A 25,724-nucleotide genomic window follows, 5' to 3' on the forward strand; every position below is an offset into this window, starting at 1 on the left:
AACTGTCTGACGTGATCACGGCCATTGTTGCCTGGCATGCATCACTCTCAATACTTCCACACATTCGTCTTTGATCGTGTAAACGATGACGTAACTGGGGGTTGCGACGATTTCCCGTGTTCCTTCAACTCTGCCCTTTTTGTACAGCGTTGGACGCTGTCGGGCGAGCTCCCCTTTTGATTCAAATACCTCATCGAGGTCAGCCGCTGCTTCAGGGTTGTCCTGACTAATACGATCCATAATCCGCTCCCGGTCTATATGCGTCTCCGGACGCCAAATCAACTTCATTAGCGCACTCGTTTACGCAGGGCATCACGCTTGGCGGCAAATATTCGGCGGGTTTCTTCATCGCTAATACTAGGTCTTGGATCGTCAATACTGATCTGAACCTGCCGTTTGAACCATTCGTCATATGCGGCTGCCTCATGCGCTTGTTTCATTGCTTCGGCGCGATCAGGACGAGCGTATGTTTTCATTTGCGATGGGTCATAGCTGGAAGCGTCAACATCGAACTGGCTGATACCCAGTCCTCTCAAATAGGTCACCAGTGTTTCAAGCCGTTTGAACAGGCGCACCTGGCCACTCCGTTGCGCTGTTAGCGTATGTTCTTCATTGCCATGCTGAATTTGAATCGTCCAGCCACCAGGCTTGGCGACGATACTTGTGCTTCTTACAGAGCCGTTTTCAATCAGGCGACTGAGAGTGCTGTGATCAATGGTTTCAGTGGTCATGGAGGCAAACTCTTGGCTGAACAGTGGCGTCCATCGTACGCAATCAATAGTAGTTTGCAAAATTCAACTCCTGGCAGTAGACACCGAGTGTCCAAAATTACGTTCGTTGGTGAGGCAGGCGATTCTTGTCGGAAACACACCTGCCTGAGATTGTTTTCAGGCTGGATCCTTCCAATTGAGCATTCGCTGCTGCGCGACTTGCAGCAGGTCACAGCCATCCTGCGTCAGCAGATAGAGGGCGTGGGTGATGTGGGGGATGTCTTCGACGTCGGCTTGTTTGAAGTTGAGGCAGTAGAGGGTGCGTAGCAGATCGGCGGAGGCGCGCAGGCGCTGGACGGCGCATTCGAGGATGTCTTGTGGATTGGCCGTTGTGTCGATGATCAGGGGCTTGGTGTCGGTGAGGTTGGATTCGAGGGCGCGGTAGCGATCGGTGGTGAATTGATTCCAAGTTGTCATTTTTTAATCCTCAATTGCTTCGAAAGAAGCCACCGCATCGTGACCAAGCGACAGGAGGCGACTGTGTTCGGGTTGGTCAACCGGTGAGGATCGCGCACATACCCGGCACACCCGAAGGTGTCCCAAACACAGTCACCATAAACCGCAGGCAAGTGAGTGCCGGCAGCATACAGCGCGTGCGTATACACGATCCAATCGGGTGACCAAGCCCGAGCCGCTGATTTGGCAGCGACAGTCACGACTATAGATTTGGCTTACCAAGCCGCGATAGGCGGCAAGGGAGTCTGAGCTTGTAGGAATGGGACGAATACCAGATAGGCCATTGCTGTAGGTTTTTTCGTCCGTTCACGCGCCCACGGCCTTCAGCCAATAACCCGATACGCCGCCACATCCAGCACACTCGTCGTCAGCCCCGTCGCAGGCGCGTAGATCGGGCCTTTCACCGCCGAGAACGGCACGCCTTTGCTGCCCAGAGACACGTAGCGTTCGCCTTTATCCAGTTCGGTGAAGTAGGTGTAGGAGATGTTGTGCATCCGTTTGTACCGGGCTTCATCGCGGACGATGCCGTTGGTGAGGTTTTGCAGGTCGGTCTGGGTCAGGTTGAGGGTTTTGTTCAGTTGTACGCCCCAGCGCTTGAGGCACGTTTCGGCGTAGTGACGGACCACGCGGCCAGGTTCCACCAGGGTTTTCAGGTCGCTTGCGCTGGCAGGCACGCCACCGTCAGCTGTGGCGTTGCCCGCCATGGTCGCGTGGCGGCCGGCCATGGGGTAGACGCTGGTTTTGGTGCCGGTGGCGGTCTGCGGGATCACGCAACTGAAACCCTTGGAGCGTTCATCGCGGGCATAGAAAGCGACATATTCTTTGACGTTGGCGCCGAGTTTGACCCGGTTCTCCTGGAAGTTTCCGATACCCGGAACAGGGTCCAATGCAAAGATGTTCACCGGAATGTTTTTAAGTTGGCTGTCCTTTAACATCGCATTGGCCAGCATATGACAACTTACACCCCCTCGGCTCCAGCCCACCAGATTGACGCGGGAGGGAATAATGCCATCTTTGCGGAACGTTCTGATGATCCCTTCCTGTAACTTCTGTTGAGTAATGCTGCGGTCGCCGTAGTTATACTTTCGCCACATCCACGAACCTTCGATTTTGACATCGTCAATAGGAATCCCGGCGGCTTTGAGGCGGTTGTATTCGACCTCGGTCAGTTGCTGGCGCTGCCAGTCACATTTGCCCTTGATGACGTTGAGGGCGTGCTGAACGTTTTCCTCCCAGCCTTTGCCGAACAGTGTGCCGGTAAGGCCGTACTCCTTGGTTTTGGTAAACAGGTCATCGGCCTGCAGGTTGCCGCTGCCGGGCCCGTCAACGACGATCCATTCGGCGAACTCGCGGCCGGTATGGTTGGAAGCCAGTGTGGAAACCAGTTCGCCGTCCCAGAAGTTTTCATGGTTAGTGTCAAACTTGTTGGAACCGGTGCCGCAAAAAAATATGGTTAAAACTGTCATGGTGTTGCTCTCGTTTAGTTGTAAGAGCGAACAAGTTAGTGTCAGTTGCATGTATAAATAAAGCGTGGTGGTGTTTCCGCATTTGTAATGTGGTTTAGTTGTATGTTGTTTGCGGTGGTTTTTGTTTGGCAACTTCAAGTAAGTCGCAGCCATCCTGTACCAGCAGATAAAGCGCATTGACGATGTTGGGAATATCTTTCACGTCAGCCTGTTTGAAACATAAGCAGTAGAGTGTTTCCAGCAAATCACCGGCCGCGCGCAGGCGCTGATCGGCGGCATTAATCAGGTCAGTCTGGCTGGAGTGGCTGTCGATAAGCAGCACCGGGTTTTCGCTGTAGCAAGTCTTGAGTGGGCGATAGCGGTTGATCATGGTGAGGCGTGTCCTGTTCGAAGGCGCTGGGGCGGGCCGGCAGAGTGTTTGCAGCCGCGCCGGCCACTATAGAAGGGCGTTTCTCTGTGGGACAAGACAGCCGCAATGGACAGTATTCGTAGGGGTTTTTCCGTGTTTTGAGGAAATGCCCTACGTGTTTTCGCAGCTTTTTCAGGCCAAAACCCTTAGGCGTAATAATTCCTACTTGTTTGTCAGGCGATTCGCGCTAAAGCGCTGTATCGTGCGCGCCAGAATCTGTAGGGCGTTTCCAAACGTCTGACACGCGCTTAAAGGGAATTAGGTATGCACTGGCTACGAATGGCCGCGATTTTATTGCTCGGGCTGAGCACCTGTCGTTTAACGATGGCCTCTGACGTTGGCAATGCATGGGTGCTGGATCGTCTCGATCGCACTGATTGGCCGGAAGCACTCATCAGCCAGGCGAGCATGGACACGGCGTCGCGCGGTGAAGTGTTGATGTTCGCCAAAGCGCTGTTGGCCAGCGAAGCACTGGATGAGGAAGGGCTTGAGCAGCGACTCGGTGTGCCGCACGTGCAACTGAAGTCCATTCGCCATGTGCGCGATGGGCTCTGGGAGGGGCTGCTGAGCACCTATCGCAATGCCAGTCAGAACTGTGATGAGCAACCGTTCTGCCCGCGTGTGCGCAGCGTCGCTGATCTGCGTCAGTTGGCGGCAGCGTTCACTGGCGACATCAGCCCGGCCCATGCGCTGTGGGCCAGCAAAAGCCAGGACGTGCATGAGCAGATGCTGAACGAGCAGTTGCGGGTGGCGGTTTTGCGTCCCTGAACTTCAGGATTTTGCGTTGTTCTGACCGGCCTCTTCGCGAGCAGGCTCGCTCCCACAGGGACCGTGGTGTTCAAGTAATCGCTGTATCATTCCGAATCGATTTGGCCCCGACCTTTTCTCGACTCGCTGCGATCGCCCGCTAGGCTGTTGGCATGGCAGCAGTCAATGGAGTGACAGCGAATGCACAACACCCTGGAACAGGTTTTTGGTTTTCAACAGTTTCGACCCGGTCAAGAAACCGCGATCAGCGCGGTACTGGCCGGGCGTTCGGCGGCGGCGATTTTTCCCACCGGTTCCGGCAAGTCGATTTGTTATCAATTGCCGGCGCTGATGCTGCCGCACCTGACGCTGGTAGTCTCGCCGTTGCTGGCGCTGATGCAGGATCAGTTGGCCTTCTTGCAGCGACACGGTATCTCGGCCGGTAGCATCGACTCGGCGCAGAGCCGCGATGACGCCAATGATGTGATGGCCCGCGCCCGTTCGGGTGAATTGAAGATTCTGATGATCTCGGTTGAGCGTTTGAAGAACGAGCGCTTCCGCAACTTTTTGCAGCAGGTGCCGATCTCGCTGCTGGTGGTGGACGAGGCGCATTGCATCTCGGAATGGGGCCACAACTTCCGCCCCGATTACCTCAAGCTGCCGGACTACCAACGCCAGTTCAACATCCCGCAGACCTTGCTGCTGACGGCCACGGCAACGCCGAAAGTCATTGCCGACATGCAGGCCAAATTCGCTATCGCCGCTGACGATGTGGTGACCACCGGCTTCTACCGGCCCAATCTCAATCTGCTGGTGGAACCGGTGCGTGGTCAGGACAAGCGTCGGCGTCTGGTGGAGTGGATGAGCGAGCGTGCGGGGCAGCCGAGTATCGTTTACGTGACCTTGCAGAAAACCGCCGAGCACATCGCCGAACACCTTGAGCGCAACGGCATTCAGGCTGAGGCGTATCACGCTGGCTTAGCCCATGACAAACGTGAAGCGATCCAGAAACGTTTCATGGCCGGGCAGTCCAATTGCATCGTCGCGACCATCGCTTTCGGCATGGGCATCGACAAGAGTGACATCCGCAATGTGGTGCACTTCGACCTGCCCAAATCCATCGAGAACTACAGTCAGGAAATCGGCCGCGCCGGGCGTGACGGGCAGTCGTCGGACTGTCTGGTTCTGGCCAATCGCGACAGCCTCAATGTGCTGGAAAACTTCGTCTACGGTGATACGCCGGAGCGCGATGGCATTCGCTATGTACTCGATGAACTGAAGGCCTCGGCGCCGGAAGGGCAGTGGGAGTTTCTGCTCGGGCCATTGGCGGATCAGAGCAATATTCGCTCACTGCCGCTGAAAACATTGCTGGTGCAACTGGAGCTGCGCGGTTTGATCGCGCCGCGCTATGCCTACTACGCCGAATACCGTTTCAAATACCTGTTGGAACCCGAAGCGCTGCTTGAGCGTTTCGACGGTGAGCGCAGGGATTTCGTTGCAGCGATCATTCAGACCTCGGCGCGCGCGCGCACTTGGGCCACGGTGAATTTCGAGGCGATGTACTCGCAGTATTCCGCCGAGCGCAATCGAGTGGTGAAGGCGCTCGATTACTTTCAGGAAAAGGGCTGGGTCGAGCTGGAAAGCAAGCAGATGACCGAGGTCTACAGTCTGCTGCAAAGCGACTTTGACAGCGATGCCCTGAGCGTCGAGCTGCATGAATATTTCACCCGGCATGAGCAGGCGGAAGTGGCGCGCATCCACACGATGCTTGAAGTGTTCGCCACCGAACGCTGCCTGGGGTATCGCCTGGCGGAGTATTTCGGTGATCACAATGCACCTCAGCAGTGTGGGCATTGTTCGGTGTGTCATGGCCAGGTGGCGCGATTGCCGGCGCCGCCGGAATTGCCAGCGCTTGTGGATAAAAACTTTGCGGCGTTGTGTGGCGATTTTGTCCACAGGCATGAGCAGCACACCGGGGTCATCCCGACGGCGGAGCGGCTGACGCGGTTTCTGTGCGGGATCAGCGTGCCGTTGTTCACCAAGCTCAAGGCGCGGGCGATTCCCGGGTTTGCCGCATTGGAAGAGTATCCCTATGCCGAAGTCCGGAGCTGGGCTGACGATCATTTGCTCGGTTGAACATAAATCCTGTGGGAGTCAGGGCGCCTGTATCCATCCGCTGAATGTCGATCATCACGGTAATAAACTTCAAAAACCGTCGTTGGCTGACTATCGTGAGACCAGTCTTTGGATCGCCAACAAGAGAACAACATGAGCCAGACATCCTTCAATATTCAGCAGGCCGCCGTGATCGGTGCGGGGACCATGGGCCGTGGCATTGTCATGTGCCTGGCCAATGCCGGTGTGAGCGTGCAGTGGGTGGATAACAATCCACAGATGCTTGAGCAGGCGCTCGCCACCGTGGCCGAGACTTATGCACACAACGTGCGCCAGGGCCGGATTGATCAGGCCGAGGCGGATGCACGTATCGCGCGGGTCTGTGCGGCAGCGGATTACGCGGCGATTCGCAATGTCGATCTGGTGATCGAGGCGGTGTACGAAAATCTTGAGCTGAAGCAGAAGATCTTTCGTGAACTCGATGGCTTGCTCAAGCCCGAGGCGCTGTTGGCGAGTAATACCTCGGCGCTGGATATCGATGCGATTGCCGCGGCGACCCGGCGCCCGGAGCAAGTGCTGGGCCTGCATTTCTTCAGCCCGGCGCACATCATGAAACTGCTGGAGATCGTGCGCGGCGCGCAGACTTCACCATCAGCGCTGGACGCCGCACTGGCGCTGGGCCAACGCATGGGCAAGGTCAGCGTGGTGTCGGGCAATTGCCACGGGTTTATCGGCAATCGGATGTTGCATCCGTATGTGCTGGAGGCGCGCAAGATGTTGCTTGAAGGCGCTTATCCACAGCAGGTCGACGCGGCGCTGCAAGGTTTTGGTTTTGCCATGGGGCCGTTTCGCATGTACGACGTGGTCGGCATCGATCTGGAGTGGCGTGCACGCGAGCTGGCCGGCAAGGGCCAGGATGCGCCGGAGGTTCAGGTGGATAACCGCTTGTGCGAGATGGGCCGGTTTGGCCAGAAGTCCGGCAATGGCTATTACCATTACGAGCCGGGCAGTCGACAGGCGGAACACGATCCTGAGGTCGATGCGCTGGTGTTGCAGGTCAGCGAAGGGTTGGGTTTCCAGCGCCGTGAGATCGGTCCAGAGGAGATTCTGGAGCGTTGCCTGCTGGCATTGGTCAACGAGGGTGCGAAGATTTTGCAGGAGGGCATTGCCGAGTCGGCACACGACATCGATCTGGTGTATCTGAACGGCTACGGCTTCCCGGCGGACAAGGGCGGGCCGATGGCGTGGGCGGATCAGCAAGGGCTGGCGGACATTCATCAGCGTTTGCTGGCGCTGGAGACGCGCCAGGGCGATCAGTGGAAACCGGCGCGGTTGATTGGTGAGTTGGCGGCGCAGGGTAAGGGGTTTGCAGATCGTTAAGTTTGGCGGCGGTGCTGACGCCTTCGCGAGCAGGCTCGCTCCCACAGGAGAGCGCATTTCAAATGTGGGAGCGAGCCTGCTCGCGAAGGGTGCGGCGCGATTTTGAATTAGACTCGCCCATTAACTTCAGGGATTGTTGAGCAATGTCCAACCCGATGCCACAACGCGCCGACTATCCGCACTTCCAGCCCATCACCACGCGCTGGCACGACAACGACGCCTACGGTCACGTCAACAACGTCACCTACTACAGCTTCTTCGACACGGCGGTGAACACTTACCTGATTCAGGTCGGTGGTCTGGATATCCATGACGGTGAGGTGGTGGGGTTTGTGGTCAGTTCGGCGTGTGATTACTTTGCCTCGATCGCCTTTCCGGATCTGATCGAGATTGGTCTGCGGGTCGGCAAGCTGGGCAACAGTTCGGTGCAGTACGAATTGGCAGTGTTCAAGGTCGGCGAAAGCGAGGCGTGTGCGGCCGGGCGCTTCGTTCACGTATTCGTCGATCGGGCGAGCAATCAGCCAGTGCCGATTCCTGCCAAACTGCGGCAGGCACTGGAATACCTGGTGGTGTAAACGGCAAAAAAAATCGCAGCCCTTGGGCTGCGATTTTGCTTTACCGGCCAGCGAGGTGTTTGAGGCCTCAGTCGCGATGGTACTTGTGATGTTTGCGGTGGCCGTAAGCGTGGCCGCGGCCTGGATGACGGTCGCGGTAATAACCACGGTCACGGTCACGACCGCGATCGTAATGACGATCATCGTCATCGCTTTTGTTACCCATGTAGTTACCCAGCGCACCACCGGCGCCGCCACCTGCTGCGGAGCCGATCAGGCTGCCGGTGGTGCCGCCCATGCTGCGGCCAACCACGTTACCGCCGGCTGCGCCCAGCGCACCACCGATGGCGGCTTCGCCACGGCTGCGCTTGTCGGCGCCGACCGCACTACCACCCGCGCCGCCCAGGGCTGCGCCGATGGTGGAACCTGTATTGCCGCCTAAGGACTGACCGACGACCGAGCCAAGAACCCCGCCCAATGCGCCGCCCACACCTGCTTCGGTGGTGCCGCCTGCGGAAGCAAAACCACTGACCAGGCCAAGGGACAACAAGAGAATCGAGGAGAACTTCATAGATGAGCCTCAAAGGGATGACGGCGCCGATCCTGAGGCTCTGAACTGGGCGTGACAATCGAAATCCGACGAATAACACGACTTGTATACAATTTTGCAAGTTGCTGTTTTTTCACCGGAACTTAACCGGTTTTCGCCGGTCTTTAGCTACTTCGGACAGGCCGTTTTTGTGAAAAAGCGGCCTTTTTTGTGGGCGGTTGAAAAGTGCTAGCCGGAAGAAGTGTATTGAATGTCCCACCGCCTTCGCGAGCAAGCTCGCTCCCACATTTGAACTGCATTCCAATGTGGGAGCGAGCTTGCTCGCGAATAGGCCGGTACTGACACCGCTTTAAGCGGATTTGGCCATGATCAATCCAGTCTCACTCGCCGCTTCCAGCCGAATCGCAATGAACTTCGACGTCGGCGTATGGCTGCCATCCCCGGTGCTCTCCAGCGGCACCAGTGGATTCACTTCCGGGTAATACGCCGCCGCTTGCCCGGCCGGAATATCAAACGCCAGCAAGGTGAAGCCCTTCACCCGACGCTCGCGACCATCGTCCCACAGCGAAACGATGTCGGCCTTCTGCCCCGGCCGGAAGCCCAGACGAATGATGTCGGCCTCATTGGCAAACAGCACATCACGCTGGCCTTTCACCCCGCGATAACGGTCGTCGAGGCCATAAATCGTCGTGTTGTACTGATCGTGAGAGCGCATCGATTGCAGGATCAGATCCGGCAATTGTCCGGTCGCGCGGGTGCGTTCGTGCACCAGATCCTTGGGCAGCATGTTCGCGCGGAAGTTGGCCCGGCCCGACGGCGTGTTCCACTTGCGTGCGCCGGCGCTGTTGCCGAGGTAGAAGCCGCCCGGGTTCTTGATCTTCTCGTTGAACTCTTTGAAGTTGGGAATGGTGTCGGCGATCAGTTCGCGGATTCGCCCGTAGTCGGCCACCAACCAGTTCCAGTCCACCGGTTTACTGCCCAATGTGGCAGCGGCGATGCCGGCGATGATCGACGGCTCGGAGCGCATCTGGTTCGACAGCGGCTGCAACTGACCGTTGGAGGCGTGAACCATGCTGAACGAGTCTTCCACGGTGACCGCTTGCGGGCCTTCGGTCTGGATATCGATGTCGGTACGACCCAGGCACGGCAGGATCAGCGCATCTTTACCGTGAGCGAGGTGGCTGCGGTTGAGTTTGGTGCTGATCTGCACGGTCAGGTCGCAATTGCTCAGGGCTTCGAACGTACGCGGGCTGTCCGGCGTGGCTTGGGCGAAGTTGCCGCCCAGACCGATAAAGACTTTGGCGCGTCCCTCGGCCATCGCATGGATCGCCTCGACCACGTTATGGCCATTATGACGCGGCACTTTGAACTGGAAGCGTCGTTCCAGCGAATCAAGGAACGCCACCGGCGGACGCTCGTTGATGCCCATCGTGCGGTCGCCCTGCACGTTACTGTGGCCGCGCACCGGGCACAGACCAGCACCGGGTTTACCGATGTTGCCGCGCAGCAGCATCAGGTTGGCGATTTCCTGGATGGTCGGCACCGAATGGCGATGCTGGGTGATGCCCATCGCCCAGCACATGATCACGTTCTTGCCTTTGGCGTACATGCGCGCGGCTTGTTCGATCTCGACCAGGGTCAGGCCGGATTGCTCGACGATCTGTTCCCACGGCGTGTCATCGACCACGCCGAGATACTCCAGCACGTTGGCGCTGTGGGCATTGAGGAAGTCATGATCGAACACAGCAGGTTCGCCAGCCTTCTGCGCATCGCGCTCCCATTGCAGAAGGAACTTGGCCATGCCGCGCAGCAGCGCCATGTCGCCACCGAGGGCCGGACGGAAATACGCGGTGTTGGTCGGTTTGTCGCCGTTGGTGAGCATTTCGATCGGGTGTTGCGGGTGCTGGAAACGTTCCAGGCCGCGCTCTTTCAACGGGTTGATGCACACCACTTGCGCGCCGCGTTTCACCGCTTCACGCAACGGTTCGAGCATGCGTGGGTGGTTGGTCCCGGGGTTCTGGCCCCAGACGAAAATCGCATCGGCGTGTTCGAAATCGTCGAAGGTCACGGTGCCTTTACCGACGCCGACACTCTGCGCCAACGCCACACCGCTGGCCTCGTGGCACATGTTCGAGCAGTCAGGGAAGTTGTTGGTGCCGTAGGCGCGCACGAACAGCTGATACAGATACGCCGCCTCGTTGCTGGCGCGACCCGAGGTGTAGAACTCGGCCAGATCCGGGCTCGGCAGACTTTGCAGGTGCTTGGCGATCAGGGTGTAGGCGTCGTCCCAACTGATCGGCTTGTAGCGATCGGTTTCGGCGTCGTAAACCATCGGCTCGGTCAGGCGACCCTGATACTCGAGCCAGTAGTCGCTCTGCTCCAGCAGCGAAGTGACGCTGTGTTTGGCGAAAAACTTGGCGTCGACACGGCGCTTGGTGGCTTCCCAGTTCACCGCTTTGGCGCCGTTCTCGCAGAACTTGACCATGCCGCTTTCCGGCGAATCGCCCCAGGCGCAACCGGGGCAGTCGAAACCGCCGTTCTGGTTGGTCTTGAGCATCATGCGCAGGTTTTTCAGGGCGTTGTCGCTGGTCAACCAGGCTTGGGCCACACTGATCAGGGCACCCCAGCCGCCGGCGGCACCTTTGTAAGGCTTGTAGCGCGGAACAGGTTTCTGGTCGGCTTGATGATGTTGGCTCACGCTTGATTCTCCATCGCGGGGCTATACACCCGCGGCGCACTTTTCTGCGGCAGGTGGATGAGATTGAGGTTGTGACGACGGGCCCATTGCACGGCAAGGCCTGTGGGTGCGGACAGGCTGACCAGGGTCTGGATGCCGGCACGCAGGACTTTCTGGATCAATTCGAGACTGCAACGACTGGTGACAATCGCCAGGCCGCCTTCTGTGGATATCTTCTGGCGGATCAGTCCACCGATCAGCTTGTCGAGGGCGTTGTGCCGGCCGATGTCTTCGCGACCGAGCAGCAATTCGCCGCTGCCATTCATGAACACCGCCGCGTGCACCGCGCCGCAGTGCTGGCCGAGCGGCTGAAAAGCACCGATACGTTGACGCAGACCGTCGAGCCATTCGATCGGTGGCAGCGGCGCGCCGGGCAGTACTTTCAAATCGGGCAATGCCTGCTCCACCGCTTCAACCCCGCACAATCCGCAACCGCTGGTGCCCGCCATTTGCCGGCGCTGTTGCTTGAGATTCCAGAACGCACGGTTGGCGATGGTCACTTGCGCGTATTGCGCAGATCCGGCCCCTGTCAGTTGCAGGTCATAGATGTCGGTGGCGTCTTCGATGATGCCGCTGCCGAGGCTGAAGCCGACGATGAAGTCTTCCAGGTCGGTCGGCGTCACCAGCATCACTGCCTGACTGATGCCGTTGTAGGCGATCGCCAACGCGACTTCCTCGGCCAGCGCAGTGCTGGTCGATTCCTCGCGGGGCAAATCGCTGTAACTGTACGTCTGGCTGGCGGCGGGCGCGGGCGTTTCGATTGCTGGCGCCGCGCAGGCTGGGCGCTTGGCGTTCATGGCATCACCGACGGTTTGATCAACGTTAAGACTAGGCGCGGCAACTTGTCGCGTCTAATCGCTACTGTCGATCTATCGATAGATGCCGTCGATCAAGCGTCGCCTGGCGATTGCTGATACAGCGCGAAACAGGCCTCGGCCAGCGCCGAGCGCGGGGCGCCGCGGCGCATGATCAGGCCCAGCGGGGCGAGGGTTTGCGCGTCTTCGATGGGTTGCAGGCGCAGGTGGTCGGTGAGTTTTTCCAGACCGCCGTCGAGCGGCATGATCGCGCAGCAAAAGCCGCCGTGTACCGCTTGTAACAATTGATGCACGGCGTCGGTTTGCAGCAACGGTTGCGGGGTCAGGCCACGGCTGTGGAAGTTGTGGTCGATGGACTGGCGAAAGTGCATGCCGCTGGTGAGCATGCCCAGCGGCAGTTCGATCAGCGATTCCCAGCTCAAGGGGGCGTCGCCAAAGGTGAAAGAGCGTTGGTCGTAGAGCAGGCCCATGCGCGTTTCGCTAAAGGCCAGGGACTCGAAGCGTTCGTTGTCCAGACGATCGAGATAGGACACGCCGAGGTCGATGCGGTTGTTCGCCAGGTGTTCGAGGATCTGTTCAGAACTCAGCGCCGACATTTCGAAACGCAGGTTCGGGTGTGCGGCATGCAGGCGTTGCATCAACGGCAACGGATCGAAACTCGACAGCGGCACCACGCCCAGTCGCAGCGTGCCGATGAGGTTGCCGCGACACGCCGCCGCTTCCGCGTGCAAACCGTCATAAGCCGCCATCACCGAGCGCGCCCACGCCAGCACCCGCTCGCCCGGCGCGGTGAAGCCTTCGAAACGCTGGCCACGGTTGACCAGCGGCAGCTCGAGCTCTTCTTCGAGGCTGCGCAGGCGCATCGACAGGGTGGGTTGGGTGATGTGGCACCGCGCGGCGGCCTGGCCGAAGTGGCGGGTTTCGTCGAGGGCGATGAGGAATTTCAGCTGCTTGATGTCCATCTTCGCTCCGGGCGCTGACAAGGATGGCAGATTCTACCGCTTGCGTGATCGCAGGGTCATTGGTCGGCTTGGAACCGGGTTTGTCTGCGGTGGTCTAGGCTTGGACGACTGACCCTTTATTCCATGGAGAGAACCACGATGAGTCTTTTAAGTTTTGTAAAAGAAGCCGGTGAAAAGCTGCTCGATCTGCTGACCCCGGGTAACGCCAATGCCAGTGAGCAGTTGAAGGAACACATCAGCAAGGTCGGCCTGGGCAATCCGAATGTGCAGGCAACGGTGGACGGCGACAAAGTGACCGTCACCGGTGAAGTCGCGAGTCAGGAAGAGAAAGAAAAGATTTTGCTGGCGGTGGGCAATATTGCCGGGGTTGGCAGCGTGGATGATCAGATCACCGTGACCGGTCCGGTGGTGGCTGCAGCAAAATTTGTCGTGGTGAAAAAAGGCGACACCCTCAGCGCGATTTCCCTCGCTGTGTATGGCAACGCCAACCAGTACAACAAGATCTTCGAGGCCAACAAGCCGCTGCTGTCGCATCCGGACAAGATCTATCCGGGGCAGACGCTGCGTATTCCTGAGTAACACGTCGTAACGCCACTAGAAGCAGGCTCGCTCCCACATTGGATCGCATTCCAAATGTGGGAGCGAGCCTGCTCGCGAATGGGCCAACTCGGTATCAAAGCCCTGCAATCAAACTGCGGTAATCCTCAACCGCCGCAAACTCAGCCGTGTCCTTCGGCCCCTTGCGGCTGTCCGGCTCTTTCACCGCCAGCAAATGCGCGACCCCAAAATCCCGCGCACTGCGCAGAATCGGCAAGGTATCGTCGATGAACAGACTGCGCGCCGGATCAAAGCCGATGTCCGCCTGCAAGGCATCCCAGAACTGCGGGTTTTCCTTGGGATAACCATAATCGTGGGAGCTGATCAGCCGTTCGAAATACGGCGCTAGCTCAATCCGCTCAAGCTTCAGCGACAGTGAGTCGCGGTGCGCGTTGGTGATCATGATCACCCGTTTGCCGGCGCGTTTGATCGCCGCCAGAAAGGTATCGGCATCCGGTCGCAAGGCAATCAGATGCGCAGTTTCCAGCTTCAATTCCCGCACCGACAACTTCAGCTCGGCACTCCAGAAATCCAGGCAATACCACTGCAACTGACCGGCATGGCGTTCGAACAGCGGCTGCAATTCCATCTCGGCCATGGCCCGGCTGACCCCGTGCAGTTCGGCGTAACGCTGGGGCAGGTGTTCCAGCCAGAAGTGATTGTCGAAGTGCAGATCCAGCAGCGTGCCGTCCATGTCGAGCAGAACGGTATCGATGTCGGACCACGGTAATGAAGGCATGGCAACGTCTCGAGCGGTAGAAAGATATCCGACATAAACAATCGGGAAAGCCGCGTTATAGTAGCGCGTTCACGCCAAGGAGCTTTGCATGCGCCAGAAACCCACCGTACTTGCCCGCGAGATCGTCGCCACCAGTCGCCTGTTTTGCGTTGAAGAACTCAAACTGCGTTTTTCCAACGGCGTGGAACGCACGTATGAGCGTCTGGTCGGCAAAGGTGCGGGTTACGGCGCGGTCATGATTGTGGCGATGCTGGATGCCGAGCACGCGGTGTTGGTCGAAGAGTATTGTGGCGGCACCGACGAATACGAATTGTCCTTGCCCAAAGGTCTGATCGAACCGGGCGAGGATGTGTTGGCCGCAGCCGAGCGTGAGCTCAAGGAAGAGGCCGGTTTTGGCGCGCGGCAACTGGAACATCTGACCGAGCTGTCACTGTCGCCCGGTTACATGAGCCAGAAGATTCAGGTGGTCCTGGCGACTGATTTGTACGAGGAACGTCTCGAAGGCGACGAGCCTGAGCCGATGCGTGTCGACAAAGTGAACCTGCGCGAACTGTCGTCGCTGGCGCTCAATCCTCAGTTTTCCGAAGGCCGTGCATTGGCTGCACTGTATCTGACCCGCGATCTGCTGACCGAGCGCGGGTTCTTTCCAGCATGAGTGAGATATCGATGACGTTTCCCCACCCGTTGATGGCGCCGGTCGTTGAGCTGGCATTGCAGGCCGGCGAGGCGATTTTGCCATTCTGGCGCGCCGGCGTTGTAGTCACGGCCAAGTCCGATGACTCGCCCGTGACGGCGGCGGATCTGGCCGCGCACCACCTGATCGTCGCCGGGCTGACGGCGCTGGATCCGAGCATTCCGGTGTTGTCGGAAGAAGACGCCAACATCCCCCAGAGCGTGCGCGCTGGCTGGCAGCGTTGGTGGTTGGTGGATCCGCTGGATGGCACCAAGGAGTTCATCAGCGGCAGCGAAGAGTTCACCGTCAACATCGCGCTGATCGAAAATGGTCGGGTGGTGTTTGGTGTGGTATCGATGCCGACCAACGGTCGTTTCTACGTCGGCGGCGCCGGGCTTGGGGCGTGGCGTTGCGACAAGGGCGGTACGCCGGTTGCGATTCAGGTACGTGATGTGCCGGGGCCAGGAGAGGCGTTTACCGTGGTAGCCAGCCGTCGACACTCCAGCCCAGAACAGGAGCGTTTGTTGGCTGGGCTGAGTGCAAGTCTTGGCGAGTTGCAATTGGCGAACATTGGCAGCTCGCTGAAATTCTGCCTGCTGGCTGAAGGCGCGGCGGATTGCTATCCGCGCCTGGCGCCGACTTCGCAGTGGGACACGGCGGCGGCGCAGGGTGTGCTCGAAGGGGCTGGCGGTGAAGTGCTGGATCTGCGCGGGGAAGCGTTCTGCTATCCGGCGCGGGAATCGCTGTTGAACGAGTTCTTTTTGGCGCTGCCGGCGAAGGCGGCGTGGCGGGAAAGGTTGTTGGCGTTGGCCCGGGGTTAAGTGGGCTGATCGGCAATCGCCCTCACCCCAGCCCTCTCCCCCAGGAGAGGGGGCCGACCGAGTTGTCTTGCATCACACATCGACCTGAAAGATTGGGTCGATTATGGATTCAGTGAAGCGCCTTCAGGTCGATGTACCTCTGAAGCATCCCCCAATCAGTCCCCTCTCCCTCTGGGAGAGGGCTAGGGTGAGGGGCTTTTGATCTTCAGCGGTGCAAAACGTACTGGCCGGTAAACCTCACGGCATCCTCATCGCTACCCGCATTGACGATCCGCGTATCGAGCGTCAACCGCGCCCGCCCATAACGCTGATACATCGCCAGAAACCTCTTCCACGCCTTCGCGTCAGGCGCCGGGCAAATCGCCGTGGCATCTCCGGTGACCGGAAGCGGATAACTGATCTGCCCTTCCTGAATCACAATGTGCCCGTCGGTGATTCCTTCCTCTTTCAGACGCAAATGCAACCAGCCCCAACCGGCCAGCACCGCGCCGCAGTAAAGACTGCCGCCGAACATGGTGCTTTTGTGATTGACGTTCGGATCGAGTGGCAGGTGCAGACTCAACTGCTGCTCATGCCAGTCGAGCACCTTCAGCCCCATGTCCCGTGTCAGCGGGATGTCGTGATGCAGGACCGACTCCAGATAGCGAGTGTCTGTGCTCATTCGTTCTCGTCCCCATGGCTGCTGTCGCCAAAGTTGAGGCCATGCTTGCGCAACTTGTCATGCAGGGTCTTGCGCGGAATGCCCAAGGCTTCGGCGAGGCTGCGTACGGAACTGTGAGCGCGTGCCAGTTCGGCAGCGATCAGTGATTTTTCGAAGTTTTCCACTTGCTCGCTGAGACCTCCGTTGATGACTTCGACCGTGGTGCTGCCACCGCTTTCGGCGCCAGCGTTATCCAGCGCCAGTTCCAGGCCGAGGGCGAAACGTTCGGCGGCATTCTGCAGTTCGCGCACGTTGCCCGGCCAGGTGTGACGCAGCAGCAAGGCGCGTTGTGCTGGTTGCAGCTCGTGGGGCGGCAGGCCGTGGCGGGCGCTGGCTTCATCGGCGTAATGCTGGAACAGCACCAATGCATCTTCGCCACGTTCGCGCAGCGGCGGAATGCGCAATGGCGCGACGTTGAGGCGGTAGTACAAGTCGGCGCGGAAGCGCCCCTGATCAGCGGCCTGACGCAGGTCTTCCTTGGTTGCGGCGATGACGCGGATGTCCAGCGGGATCAGTTGATTGCCGCCAAGACGTTCGACCACGCGCTCCTGCAACATGCGCAGCAACTTCACCTGCACGTCCATGCTCATGCTTTCGATTTCATCGAGAAACAGCGTGCCGCCATTGGCGAATTCGAACTTGCCGATCCGGCGCTTCTGCGCGCCGGTAAACGCGCCGGGTTCGTGGCCGAACAGTTCGCTTTCCACCACCGACTCGGCCAGTGCGCCGGCGTTGATCGCCACGAACGGGCCGTTACGGCGGCTGGATAAATCGTGCAGTGCGCGGGCGACCACTTCTTTGCCGGCGCCGGTTTCGCCGAGGATCAGCACATCAGCCTTGGTCGCGGCCAGCGCGCCGATCTGCTCACGCAGACGCAGCATCGGCGTTGAGTGGCCGACCAGCCGCGCACTCAATTCATTGCGGTCGCTGAGGGCCAGACGCAGGCTGCGGTTGTCCAGCACCAGTCGGCGCAGGGCCAGCGCGCGACGCACACTGTCGAGCAGCGCGTCGCTGGCGAAGGGTTTTTCGAGAAAGTCATAAGCGCCAGCGCGCATGGCCTGCACTGCCAGCGGTACGTCGCCGTGGCCGGTGATCAGCAGCACGGGCAGCTCGGGGTCTTGCGCGTGCAATTCGCTGAGCAATTCCAGGCCATCCATGCCCGGCATGCGAATGTCGCTGACCACCACGCCCGGCCAGTCACGCTCAAGCTGTGCGGCCAGACCCTTGGCTTCGGACAGCGGCAGAATTTTCAGGCCGGCCAGATCCAGGGTCTGACCGAGGGCCTGACGCAGGTGCGGATCGTCGTCGATCAACACCACCTGAATGCGATTGTCGATGGTCATGCACTTCGATCCTCGGACGGTTGCAGGCTGACCCCGGGCGCACCGGCGCGCAGCCGCAGGGTAATCAAGGCGCCGCCTTGCTTGTGGTTGGCGAACGACAGTTCTCCTCCGAAGGCGCGCATCAGCGTTTCGCAAATGGCCAGCCCCAGGCCAAGGCCCTGCGTACGAGTCTTGGTGGTGTAGAAGGGCTCGCTGGCGCGGCCGAGGGCTTCCATGCAAAACCCCGGGCCGTTGTCGCGAATGTACAGATTGACGCCCTCGGCGGTGGATTCGGCACTCAGCCACAGTTTGCGTGGCGGGCCTTTCTCGGTGAGGGCGTCGAGGGCGTTGGCAAGCAGATTGCCGAGCACCTGGCGCAGACGCGTTTCCCCGGCCTCGACCCACAGGGTGGCGGCGGGCAGGTCGCGGATCAGCTCGACTTCCATGCTCCGGCGCCGTTTTGCGAGCAAGGCCAGCGCATCGTCGAGCGCCGGTTGCAGGGCAACGCTTTCTGGCGCGTGGCGATCACGGCGGGCAAAGGCGCGCAGGTGGGCGATGATCGAGGCCATGCGTCCGGTCAGTTCGCTGATCAGTTTGAGGTTGCCGCGCGCATCGTCGGTGCGCTGATGATCGAGCAGCACTTCGGCGTTTTCCGCGTAGCTGCGGATCGCTGCCAGCGGCTGATTGAGTTCGTGGCTGATGCTCGCTGACATGGTCCCCAGCGCCGACAGCTTGCCGGCCTGGACCAGATCATCCTGGGCGCGCACCAGTTCTTGCTGGGCTTGCTCACGCTCCAGAACTTCTTCCTTCAAACGCCGGTTGAGGCCTTCGAGGTCGCTGGTGCGTTCCGCCACGCGACCTTCCAGTTCACGGCGTGCCTTGGCCTCGAACGCTATACGTTCCAGATAATGGCGGCGGCGCTGCATCATCAGGCCGAGCAGTAACATCACCACCAACAGCGTGGCGCCGCCGATGGCGACCACGGTGCGCACCGGGCGGTCGATCAGCGTGCGCGGGGCGAGAATGCTCACGCTCCAGCCGGTTTCGGCGATGTCGTGGGTCTGGATCAACCACGCAGTCGGGCTAAGATTCAGCGGCCGCGGCTCGCGAGTCGGGTAAGGCTGGATAGCGGTGATCGCTGAACGCTCACTGTCGCTCAAATCACGGGTCGAGCGAAAGCGCCATTCCGGGCGCGAGGTGAGGATGACCACGCCGTTGTGGTCGGTGACCAGCAGTTGTTCCGGAGTTTTGCCCCACAGGCTTTCGGTGTGGTCGAGGTCGACCTTGATCACCAGCACGCCGATGATTTTTTCGCCGTTGCGCACGGCGGCGGCGAAGAAATAACCACGCTTGGCCGACGTCGTGCCGAGGCCGAAGAAGCGTCCTAGGCGTCCGGCCATGGCTTCGCTGAAATACGGCCGGAACGAGAAATTGCGGCCGACGAAGCTGTCGTGTTTGTCCCAGTTCGACGCCGCCAGTGTCTGGCCGCTGGTGTCCATCAGGTACATGACTTCGGCGCCAGTCTGCGCGGCAATGTTCTTCAGCAGGCGATTGGCATTGCCTTGGGTGACGCCGTCGTCAGGCGCACCGAGTACCGCGCGCAGCGCCGGCAGGTCGCCGAGGATTTGCGGCAACACTTCATAGCGGTGCAGGGTGCCCAGCAGGTTGGCGACGTACAGGTCGAGGGTCTGGCGGTTCTGCCCGGCCAATTCGCTGCGGTAATAGCGTTCGGCGAGATGTTCCAGCGGCCACAACAGCGGCGCCAGACACAGGGCCAGCAGGGCAAGACTGCGCCAGCGAGGTCTGGGGGGAAGGGTTGGTTTCATGAGCCGGATGCGCCTGAGGTGACAGGCGCATTATGCCCGGCCTCAGGCGAAGACGTCAGCGTCCTTGAGCAGCGCTGCGGCTTGGTCCTTGGCGGACAGCTTCGGCGCTTCGTCCAGCTGCCAGTCGATACCCAGAGCCGGGTCATCCCAGCGAATGCTGCGCTCGGACGATGGGTCGTAGTAGTTGGTGGTCTTGTAGAGGAATTCGGCGAACTCGCTCAGCACCACAAAACCATGGGCGAAACCTTCCGGCACCCACAGTTGACGATGGTTTTCAGCCGACAGACGCACCGCCACCGATTTGCCGAAGTGCGGCGAACTGCGGCGGATGTCCACGGCGACATCCAGTACTTCACCAACGGTCACGCGGACCAGTTTGCCCTGGGTGTTTTGCAGTTGGTAATGCAGGCCACGCAACACGCCTTTTTGCGAGCGCGAGTGGTTGTCCTGCACGAATTGCGTGTCCAGACCGGTGGCGTCCTGGAACGACTTGGCATTGAAGCTCTCGTAGAAAAAACCGCGCTCGTCACCAAACACCTTCGGTTCGATGATCAGGACACCGGGCAGGTCGGTGGTGATTACATTCATGAGGATTTCCATAGGCAGGTGTGAATGGCCGACATTCTTGCGCAAAGTGTCGGAGGGTGCGAGTGCTGCAAGACAAATAGCCCGTATACCTTTGCGCGGTTGGGGGTTGCGGATCCCGTCCAGCAATGGCGATATAGGCGCCTAATAACATTTCAGGGGTCGTTTCATGCCGCTCGCCACGTTGATTCATCGCGCCAGTTTGCCCAGCCCGCAGGTGTCTGCCGAGCAGGCCCGGCAATGGCTGGCGGAACACTACGGACTCAGCGGCACGTTGCAGGCCCTTGGCAGTCAGCAGGATCTGAATTTTCGCGTCGACAGTCCACGCGGGCGGTTCGTGCTGAAAATCTGCCGTGGCGATTACGCCTTGGTGGAGCTGCAAGCCCAGCATGCGGGCCTCAAGTATCTGGCCGAGCACGCGGTGGTGACGGTGCCGCGGGTGATTGCGGCCAATAATAGCGAGGATCTGCTGTCGCTGGAGGTTGGGGGCGAAGCCGTTCATGTGCGGCTGCTGGATTACATCGAGGGGCAGCCGCTCACGCATCTCGATCACTTGGGTCGTGATGTGGTGGCGGGTTTTGGCCGGCTCTGCGGTGAGATGGATCTGGCGCTGGCCGGGTTCGACCATCCGGGCCTTGAGCGCACGTTGCAGTGGGATGCCCGCCACGCCAGTGCACTGATCAGCCATCTGCTGCCGGTGATCAAGGATGAGCAACAACGGACATTGATCGCCGATGCCGCCGAACAGGCCGAGCGCCGTTTGCAGCCGTTGCGGGGCAAGCTGCCGGTGCAGGCGATCCATATGGACATCACCGATGACAACGCCGTTTGGGCGCGCGATGCCCAGCGTCACTGGCAGTTGCAGGGTGTGATCGACTTTGGCGATCTGGTGCGCACCTGGCGTATCACCGATCTGTCGGTGACCTGTGCGGCGTTGCTGCATCACGCCGCTGGCGATCCGTTTGTCATCCTGCCGGCGGTGCAGGCCTACCACGCGGTCAATCCGCTGCAGCATGAGGAGCTGCAAGCGCTGTGGCCATTGATCGTCGCGCGCGCAGCGGTGCTGGTGCTCAGTGGCGAGCAACAGGTCAGCATCGACCCGGCGAATACTTACAGCCGCGACAACCTCAGCCATGAGTGGGAAATCTTCAGGGTGGCGATATCGGTGCCACAGGCGCTGATGGAAGCGGCGATCCTCACTGCCGTCGGTCACGCATTGCCGGCGATCAACAGCGAAGGGTTTGCGCCCTTGCTGCCCGGTCTGGTCGGCCGCGAGTTTGCGCTGATCGATCTCGGTGTCCTGAGTCCGCACTTCGAGGCCGGCAACTGGGAGCAGGAGGGTATCGATCAGCACCTGTTGAACGAAGCGGCGGCGGCCCATGGTTTGGCGGCGAGCCGTTATGGTCAGTACCGTTTGTCGCGCACTCGTCCCGACAGTGCCGTTGAACCGGATACCTTCCCGCTGCACGTGGAATTGCGCGTGCCCGATGGCACCACCGTGGAGGCGCCGTTCGCTGGCGTCGTGCATCAGGCCGCAGACGGTGTGCTGCAACTGGATGGCCCGCAACTCAGTGTTCGTCTGTGGGGCGTGACACCTTCGCTGCACAGCGGCGCGGCGCTGGTCAAAGGGCAAGTACTGGGCGCGGTCAACGGCCCGCTGCGGGTGCAGTTGTGCCGAGGCGCGCAGCTCAATGCGCCGTTGTTTTGCACACCGACGCATGCTCCGGCGTGGCAGGCGCTGTGCCCATCGCCCGCTGCGTTGTTGGGGCTTGCCTGTGATGCCGAGCCGGAACTGGATGGCAAGGCCCTGCTGGAACGCCGCGATGCCAGTTTCGCCCGCACGCAAAAACACTATTACATCGACCCGCCGCGTATCGAACGCGGCTGGCGCAATCATCTGATCGACATGCAGGGCCGCTCCTATCTGGACATGCTCAACAACGTTGCGGTGCTCGGTCACGGTCACCCGCGCATGGCAGCGGTCGCGGCTCGTCAGTGGTCGTTGCTCAACACCAACTCGCGCTTCAATTATGCGGCGGTCGCCGAATTCTCCGAGCGCTTGCTGAAACTGGCACCGGAAGGCATGGATCGAGTGTTTCTGGTCAACAGCGGTAGCGAGGCCAATGACCTGGCGATTCGTCTGGCGTGGGCCTACAGCGGCGGGCGCGACATGCTCAGCGTACTCGAGGCGTATCACGGCTGGACGGTCGGCGCTGATGCGGTTTCGACCTCGATAGCCGACAACCCGCGAGCCCTGGAAAGTCGCCCGGACTGGGTGCATCCCGTGACGGCGCCAAACACCTATCGCGGTGAGTTCCGTGGCCTCGATTCGGCGCCAGAGTATGTGCGCAGCGTTGAGCGTCATTTGGAAAAGCTTGCCGAGCAGAAGCGCCAATTGGCCGGATTCATCTGCGAACCGGTTTATGGCAATGCTGGCGGTATTTCGCTGCCGCCGGGATATTTGAAACAGGTGTACGCGCTGGTCCGTGCGCAGGGCGGTATGTGCATCGCCGACGAAGTGCAGGTCGGTTACGGGCGCATGGGCCACTTCTTCTGGGGGTTTGAAGAGCAGGGCGTGGTGCCGGACATCATCTGCATGGCCAAGGGCATGGGCAATGGTCAACCGCTGGGCGCGGTCATCACTCGCCGGGAAATTGCCGAAGCGCTGGAGGCTGAGGGTTACTTCTTCTCGTCAGCGGGTGGCAGCCCGGTCAGTTGCCAGATCGGCATGGCGGTGCTCGATGTCATGGAAGAAGAAAAACTCTGGGAGAACGCGCAAGTGGTCGGTGGCCACTTCAAGGTGCGGCTCGAAGCGTTGATCGATAAACATCCGCTGGTGGGGGCGGTGCACGGTTCCGGGTTCTATCTGGGGCTGGAGCTGATCCGCAATCGCGAGACGCTGGAGCCGGCGAGCGAGGAAACCGCGTTGCTGTGCGATCGCCTGCGCGAGTTGGGGATTTTCATGCAGCCGACCGGTGATGATCTGAACATTCTCAAGATCAAGCCACCGATGGTGACGTCGCGTCAGAGTGTGGATTTCTTTGTCGATATGCTCGACCGAGTCCTCACCGAGGGCCTGTAAGCCCTCACGCTGACCTCCTGTGGGAGCGAGCCTGCTCGCGAAAGCGGTTTCTCATTCAACAACTGTGTTGATTGATCAATCGCCTTCGCGAGCAGGCTCGCTCCCACACTTATTTTTCGCTTTCTAATTCGATTTGTATCGGCTTTTATTGAATTTATTTAGACGAAAGGCATTTAACAAGCTTCTAAAGCCGATATTTATCGGTTATAAAGTCGCCATTGCTCCGGCATGGCGATCTCATGTCCGGTGCGCGCGTTTTTCTTTTCGGTCGAATTCTCGGCCGTCGAAGCACCTGCCCGGAGATGATTCATGAGCCGTATCGTTACCGTCGCCGCCACTCAGATGGCCTGTTCCTGGGATCTGCAAGCCAACCTCGAAATCGCTGAAAGGCTGGTGCGTGAAGCCGCCGCCAAAGGCGCGCAGATCATTCTGATTCAGGAGCTGTTCGAGGCGCCGTATTTCTGCCAGAAGCCGAACCCGGACTACCTGCAACTGGCGACGACGGTGGAAGACAACGTTGCGATCAAGCACTTCCAGAAAGTCGCCAAAGAACTGCAAGTGGTGCTGCCGATCAGCTTCTATGAACTGGCCGGCCGCGCGCGTTTCAACAGCATCGCGATCATCGACGCCGACGGCAGCAATCTCGGGATTTATCGTAAAAGTCACATCCCGGACGGCCCGGGCTACCACGAGAAGTATTACTTCAACCCGGGCGACACCGGTTTCAAAGTGTGGAATACGCGTTACGCGAAAATCGGCGTGGGCATCTGCTGGGATCAGTGGTTCCCGGAAGCCGCGCGCAGCATGGCGTTGCAAGGGGCGGAAATCCTCTTCTATCCAACGGCAATTGGCAGCGAGCCGCACGACAAGATCATCTCGTCGCGCGATCACTGGCAGCGTGTGCAGCAGGGCCATGCCGGCGCCAACCTGATGCCGCTGATTGCCAGCAACCGCATCGGCAACGAAGAACAGGACGGCTACGACATCACGTTCTATGGCTCTTCGTTCATCGCCAACCAGTTTGGCGAAAAAGTGCAGGAGCTGAATAAAACCGAAGAAGGTATTCTTGTGCACACTTTCAACCTCGACGAGCTCGAACACATTCGCAGCGCGTGGGGTTCATTCCGTGACCGCCGTCCGAACCTGTACGGTGCGTTGAAAACCCTCGACGGTTCCCTGGAGTCCTGATCCCGATGACCACCTTGAAAAGTACCCCGCGCGCCGACGGCTTTCACATGCCGGCCGAGTGGGCGCCGCAAACGCAGACCTGGATGATCTGGCCCGAGCGCCCGGACAACTGGCGTCTGGGCGGCAAACCGGCGCAAGCCGCACACGCTGCGGTGGCCAAGGCCATTGCGCGTTTTGAACCGGTAACCGTGGCCGTGTCCGCCGGCCAGTACGAAAACGCCCGCGCGCGCCTCGACGTGCCGAATATCCGCGTGGTCGAGATGTCCAGCGATGACGCCTGGGTACGCGACAGCGGCCCGACCTTCGTCATCAACAACAGCGGCGAAGTGCGCGGTGTGAACTGGGACTTCAACGCCTGGGGCGGTTTCGACGGCGGTCTGTACTCGCCATGGAACCGTGATTCGCAGGTTGGCGGCAAGATCCTCGAGATCGAGCGCAGCCCGCGTTATCGCACTGAAGGTTTCGTGCTTGAAGGCGGCTCGATTCACGTCGACGGCGAAGGCACGCTGATCACCACCGAAGAATGCCTGCTCAACCGCAATCGCAACCCGCATCTGGGTCGCGAAGAGATTGAAGCGGTGCTCAGCGCCAATCTGACTGTGGATAAAATCATCTGGCTGCCGGACGGTTTGTTCAACGACGAAACCGACGGCCATGTGGATAACTTCTGCTGCTACGTGCGTCCGGGCGAAGTATTGCTGGCGTGGACTGATGATCCGCAGGACCCGAACTACCCGCGCTGCCAGGCGGCAATGAAAGTCCTGCAAAGCAGCACTGATGCCAAGGGTCGCCCGTTCACGGTGCACAAAATGCCGATTCCGGGGCCGCTGTACGCGACCGAAGAAGAGTGCGCCGGCGTCGATCCGGTGGATGGTACACAGGAGCGTAATCCTTCCGTACGCCTGGCCGGTTCTTACGTGAACTTCCTGATCGTCAACGGCGGCATCATCGCGCCGAGCTTCGACGATCCGATGGACGCCCCGGCAAAAGAGATTCTGCAGAAGCTGTTCCCGCAGCACGAAGTGGTGATGGTGCCGGGCCGTGAACTGTTACTGGGTGGCGGCAATATTCACTGCCTTACCCAACAGCAACCCGCGCCGCACAAAGAGTGAGTTGAGTTGTAACAGCTTGAGTTGATTAACAAATCAGCCGGGCAGTGATTAGCTCGCTATGCATCGACTGAGGCCCGCAGCCCGACAGGACTGCGGGCTTCTTTGTATCCGCTTGTCG

The 25,724-nt window shown here is 59.8% G+C and carries 24 protein-coding genes; 10 read left to right on the forward strand and 14 right to left on the reverse strand.

From position 1 onward, the window contains the following. Positions 1-15 precede the first annotated feature (15 nt). From CCX46_RS01320 to CCX46_RS01340, 5 genes are all read right to left on the reverse strand, one after another. The gene (locus CCX46_RS01320) at positions 16-288 is read right to left on the reverse strand and encodes a type II toxin-antitoxin system RelE/ParE family toxin (RefSeq protein WP_127925448.1); all 273 of its coding nucleotides are present in this window, start codon (positions 286-288) and stop codon (positions 16-18) included. Then, on the reverse strand, positions 288-731 hold the full coding sequence (locus tag CCX46_RS01325; protein WP_127925449.1) for an antitoxin PaaA2 family protein: 444 nt from the start codon (positions 729-731) through the stop codon (positions 288-290). The genes CCX46_RS01320 and CCX46_RS01325 overlap by 1 nt, the downstream gene beginning before the upstream one ends. Before the next feature lie 156 nt (positions 732-887). Continuing rightward, positions 888-1,187 (reverse strand): hypothetical protein, encoded by a 300-nt coding sequence (locus CCX46_RS01330; RefSeq protein ID WP_127925450.1) that lies wholly within the window; start codon positions 1,185-1,187, stop codon positions 888-890. 362 nt (positions 1,188-1,549) lie between these two features. Further along, a complete protein-coding gene (locus CCX46_RS01335; RefSeq protein ID WP_127930340.1) occupies positions 1,550-2,692 on the reverse strand; it encodes a hypothetical protein in 1,143 nt (380 codons plus the stop codon). Between the two features lie 94 nt (positions 2,693-2,786). Then, positions 2,787-3,062 carry a hypothetical protein gene (locus CCX46_RS01340; protein ID WP_007917948.1) on the reverse strand — a complete coding sequence of 92 codons (276 nt, stop codon included), beginning with the start codon at positions 3,060-3,062 and terminating at the stop codon, positions 2,787-2,789. 303 nt (positions 3,063-3,365) lie between these two features. Between CCX46_RS01340 and CCX46_RS01345 the strand changes: the two genes are divergently transcribed. The 4 genes from CCX46_RS01345 to CCX46_RS01360 all read left to right on the forward strand — a co-directional run bounded on the left by CCX46_RS01345 (position 3,366) and on the right by CCX46_RS01360 (position 7,918). Further along, positions 3,366-3,869, forward strand: a complete 504-nt coding sequence (locus tag CCX46_RS01345) for a polysaccharide deacetylase (RefSeq protein ID WP_127925451.1) — start codon at positions 3,366-3,368, stop codon at positions 3,867-3,869. A gap of 180 nt (positions 3,870-4,049) precedes the next feature. Further along, complete coding sequence (locus CCX46_RS01350; RefSeq protein ID WP_127925452.1) at positions 4,050-5,984, forward strand: RecQ family ATP-dependent DNA helicase; 1,935 nt, start codon at positions 4,050-4,052, stop codon at positions 5,982-5,984. Positions 5,985-6,116: 132 nt separating this feature from the next. Continuing rightward, positions 6,117-7,343, forward strand: coding sequence for a 3-hydroxyacyl-CoA dehydrogenase (locus tag CCX46_RS01355; RefSeq protein ID WP_127925453.1), 1,227 nt, complete (start codon positions 6,117-6,119; stop codon positions 7,341-7,343). A 143-nt stretch (positions 7,344-7,486) separates the two neighbouring features. Further along, on the forward strand, positions 7,487-7,918 hold the full coding sequence (locus CCX46_RS01360; RefSeq protein ID WP_127925454.1) for an acyl-CoA thioesterase: 432 nt from the start codon (positions 7,487-7,489) through the stop codon (positions 7,916-7,918). Between the two features lie 67 nt (positions 7,919-7,985). Here CCX46_RS01360 and CCX46_RS01365 read toward each other — a convergent pair whose 3' ends face one another. The 4 genes from CCX46_RS01365 to CCX46_RS01380 form a co-directional block, all read right to left on the reverse strand. Continuing rightward, positions 7,986-8,468 (reverse strand): glycine zipper domain-containing protein, encoded by a 483-nt coding sequence (locus CCX46_RS01365; protein ID WP_095120808.1) that lies wholly within the window; start codon positions 8,466-8,468, stop codon positions 7,986-7,988. A 328-nt stretch (positions 8,469-8,796) separates the two neighbouring features. Next, positions 8,797-11,145, reverse strand: coding sequence for an FdhF/YdeP family oxidoreductase (locus CCX46_RS01370; RefSeq protein WP_034151893.1), 2,349 nt, complete (start codon positions 11,143-11,145; stop codon positions 8,797-8,799). Next, positions 11,142-11,981, reverse strand: coding sequence for a formate dehydrogenase accessory sulfurtransferase FdhD (gene fdhD, locus CCX46_RS01375; RefSeq protein WP_127925455.1), 840 nt, complete (start codon positions 11,979-11,981; stop codon positions 11,142-11,144). The genes CCX46_RS01370 and fdhD overlap by 4 nt, the downstream gene beginning before the upstream one ends. A gap of 92 nt (positions 11,982-12,073) precedes the next feature. Then, a complete protein-coding gene (locus CCX46_RS01380; protein ID WP_127925456.1) occupies positions 12,074-12,961 on the reverse strand; it encodes a LysR family transcriptional regulator in 888 nt (295 codons plus the stop codon). A gap of 138 nt (positions 12,962-13,099) precedes the next feature. On the opposite strand from CCX46_RS01380, the gene lysM reads away from it, so the two are divergent. Next, a complete protein-coding gene (gene lysM / locus CCX46_RS01385; RefSeq protein ID WP_105706156.1) occupies positions 13,100-13,540 on the forward strand; it encodes a peptidoglycan-binding protein LysM in 441 nt (146 codons plus the stop codon). 94 nt (positions 13,541-13,634) lie between these two features. Here lysM and yrfG read toward each other — a convergent pair whose 3' ends face one another. Continuing rightward, complete coding sequence (gene yrfG, locus CCX46_RS01390; RefSeq protein WP_127925457.1) at positions 13,635-14,297, reverse strand: GMP/IMP nucleotidase; 663 nt, start codon at positions 14,295-14,297, stop codon at positions 13,635-13,637. Between the two features lie 88 nt (positions 14,298-14,385). Here yrfG and nudE point away from each other — a divergent pair, with 88 nt between their 5' ends. Both nudE and cysQ read left to right on the forward strand, forming a co-directional pair. Further along, positions 14,386-14,952 carry an ADP compounds hydrolase NudE gene (nudE, locus tag CCX46_RS01395; RefSeq protein WP_034151897.1) on the forward strand — a complete coding sequence of 189 codons (567 nt, stop codon included), beginning with the start codon at positions 14,386-14,388 and terminating at the stop codon, positions 14,950-14,952. Between the two features lie 11 nt (positions 14,953-14,963). Continuing rightward, positions 14,964-15,791 (forward strand): 3'(2'),5'-bisphosphate nucleotidase CysQ, encoded by an 828-nt coding sequence (gene cysQ, locus CCX46_RS01400; protein WP_127925458.1) that lies wholly within the window; start codon positions 14,964-14,966, stop codon positions 15,789-15,791. A gap of 205 nt (positions 15,792-15,996) precedes the next feature. Here cysQ and CCX46_RS01405 read toward each other — a convergent pair whose 3' ends face one another. The 4 genes from CCX46_RS01405 to rfbC are packed head-to-tail and all read right to left on the reverse strand — an operon-like array spanning position 15,997 to position 20,227. After that, positions 15,997-16,452, reverse strand: a complete 456-nt coding sequence (locus CCX46_RS01405; RefSeq protein WP_127925459.1) for a YiiD C-terminal domain-containing protein — start codon at positions 16,450-16,452, stop codon at positions 15,997-15,999. Next, the gene (locus CCX46_RS01410) at positions 16,449-17,834 is read right to left on the reverse strand and encodes a sigma-54-dependent transcriptional regulator (protein ID WP_127925460.1); all 1,386 of its coding nucleotides are present in this window, start codon (positions 17,832-17,834) and stop codon (positions 16,449-16,451) included. Before CCX46_RS01410 ends, CCX46_RS01405 begins: the two co-directional genes overlap by 4 nt. Next, the gene (locus CCX46_RS01415; RefSeq protein ID WP_127925461.1) at positions 17,831-19,639 is read right to left on the reverse strand and encodes a sensor histidine kinase; all 1,809 of its coding nucleotides are present in this window, start codon (positions 19,637-19,639) and stop codon (positions 17,831-17,833) included. Before CCX46_RS01415 ends, CCX46_RS01410 begins: the two co-directional genes overlap by 4 nt. Before the next feature lie 42 nt (positions 19,640-19,681). Then, positions 19,682-20,227: a dTDP-4-dehydrorhamnose 3,5-epimerase gene (gene rfbC, locus CCX46_RS01420; protein WP_127925462.1), complete on the reverse strand. Its 546-nt coding sequence runs from the start codon at positions 20,225-20,227 to the stop codon at positions 19,682-19,684. A 166-nt stretch (positions 20,228-20,393) separates the two neighbouring features. Here rfbC and CCX46_RS01425 point away from each other — a divergent pair, with 166 nt between their 5' ends. From CCX46_RS01425 to aguA, 3 genes are all read left to right on the forward strand, one after another. Beyond that, positions 20,394-23,306, forward strand: a complete 2,913-nt coding sequence (locus CCX46_RS01425; protein ID WP_127925463.1) for an aminotransferase — start codon at positions 20,394-20,396, stop codon at positions 23,304-23,306. A 309-nt stretch (positions 23,307-23,615) separates the two neighbouring features. Then, complete coding sequence (aguB, locus tag CCX46_RS01430) at positions 23,616-24,494, forward strand: N-carbamoylputrescine amidase (RefSeq protein WP_127925464.1); 879 nt, start codon at positions 23,616-23,618, stop codon at positions 24,492-24,494. 5 nt (positions 24,495-24,499) lie between these two features. Continuing rightward, positions 24,500-25,606: an agmatine deiminase gene (gene aguA, locus CCX46_RS01435; protein WP_127925465.1), complete on the forward strand. Its 1,107-nt coding sequence runs from the start codon at positions 24,500-24,502 to the stop codon at positions 25,604-25,606. Positions 25,607-25,724 lie beyond the last annotated feature (118 nt).

This window comes from Pseudomonas sp. RU47, assembly GCF_004011755.1.
Taxonomy (GTDB): Bacteria; Pseudomonadota; Gammaproteobacteria; order Pseudomonadales; family Pseudomonadaceae; genus Aquipseudomonas.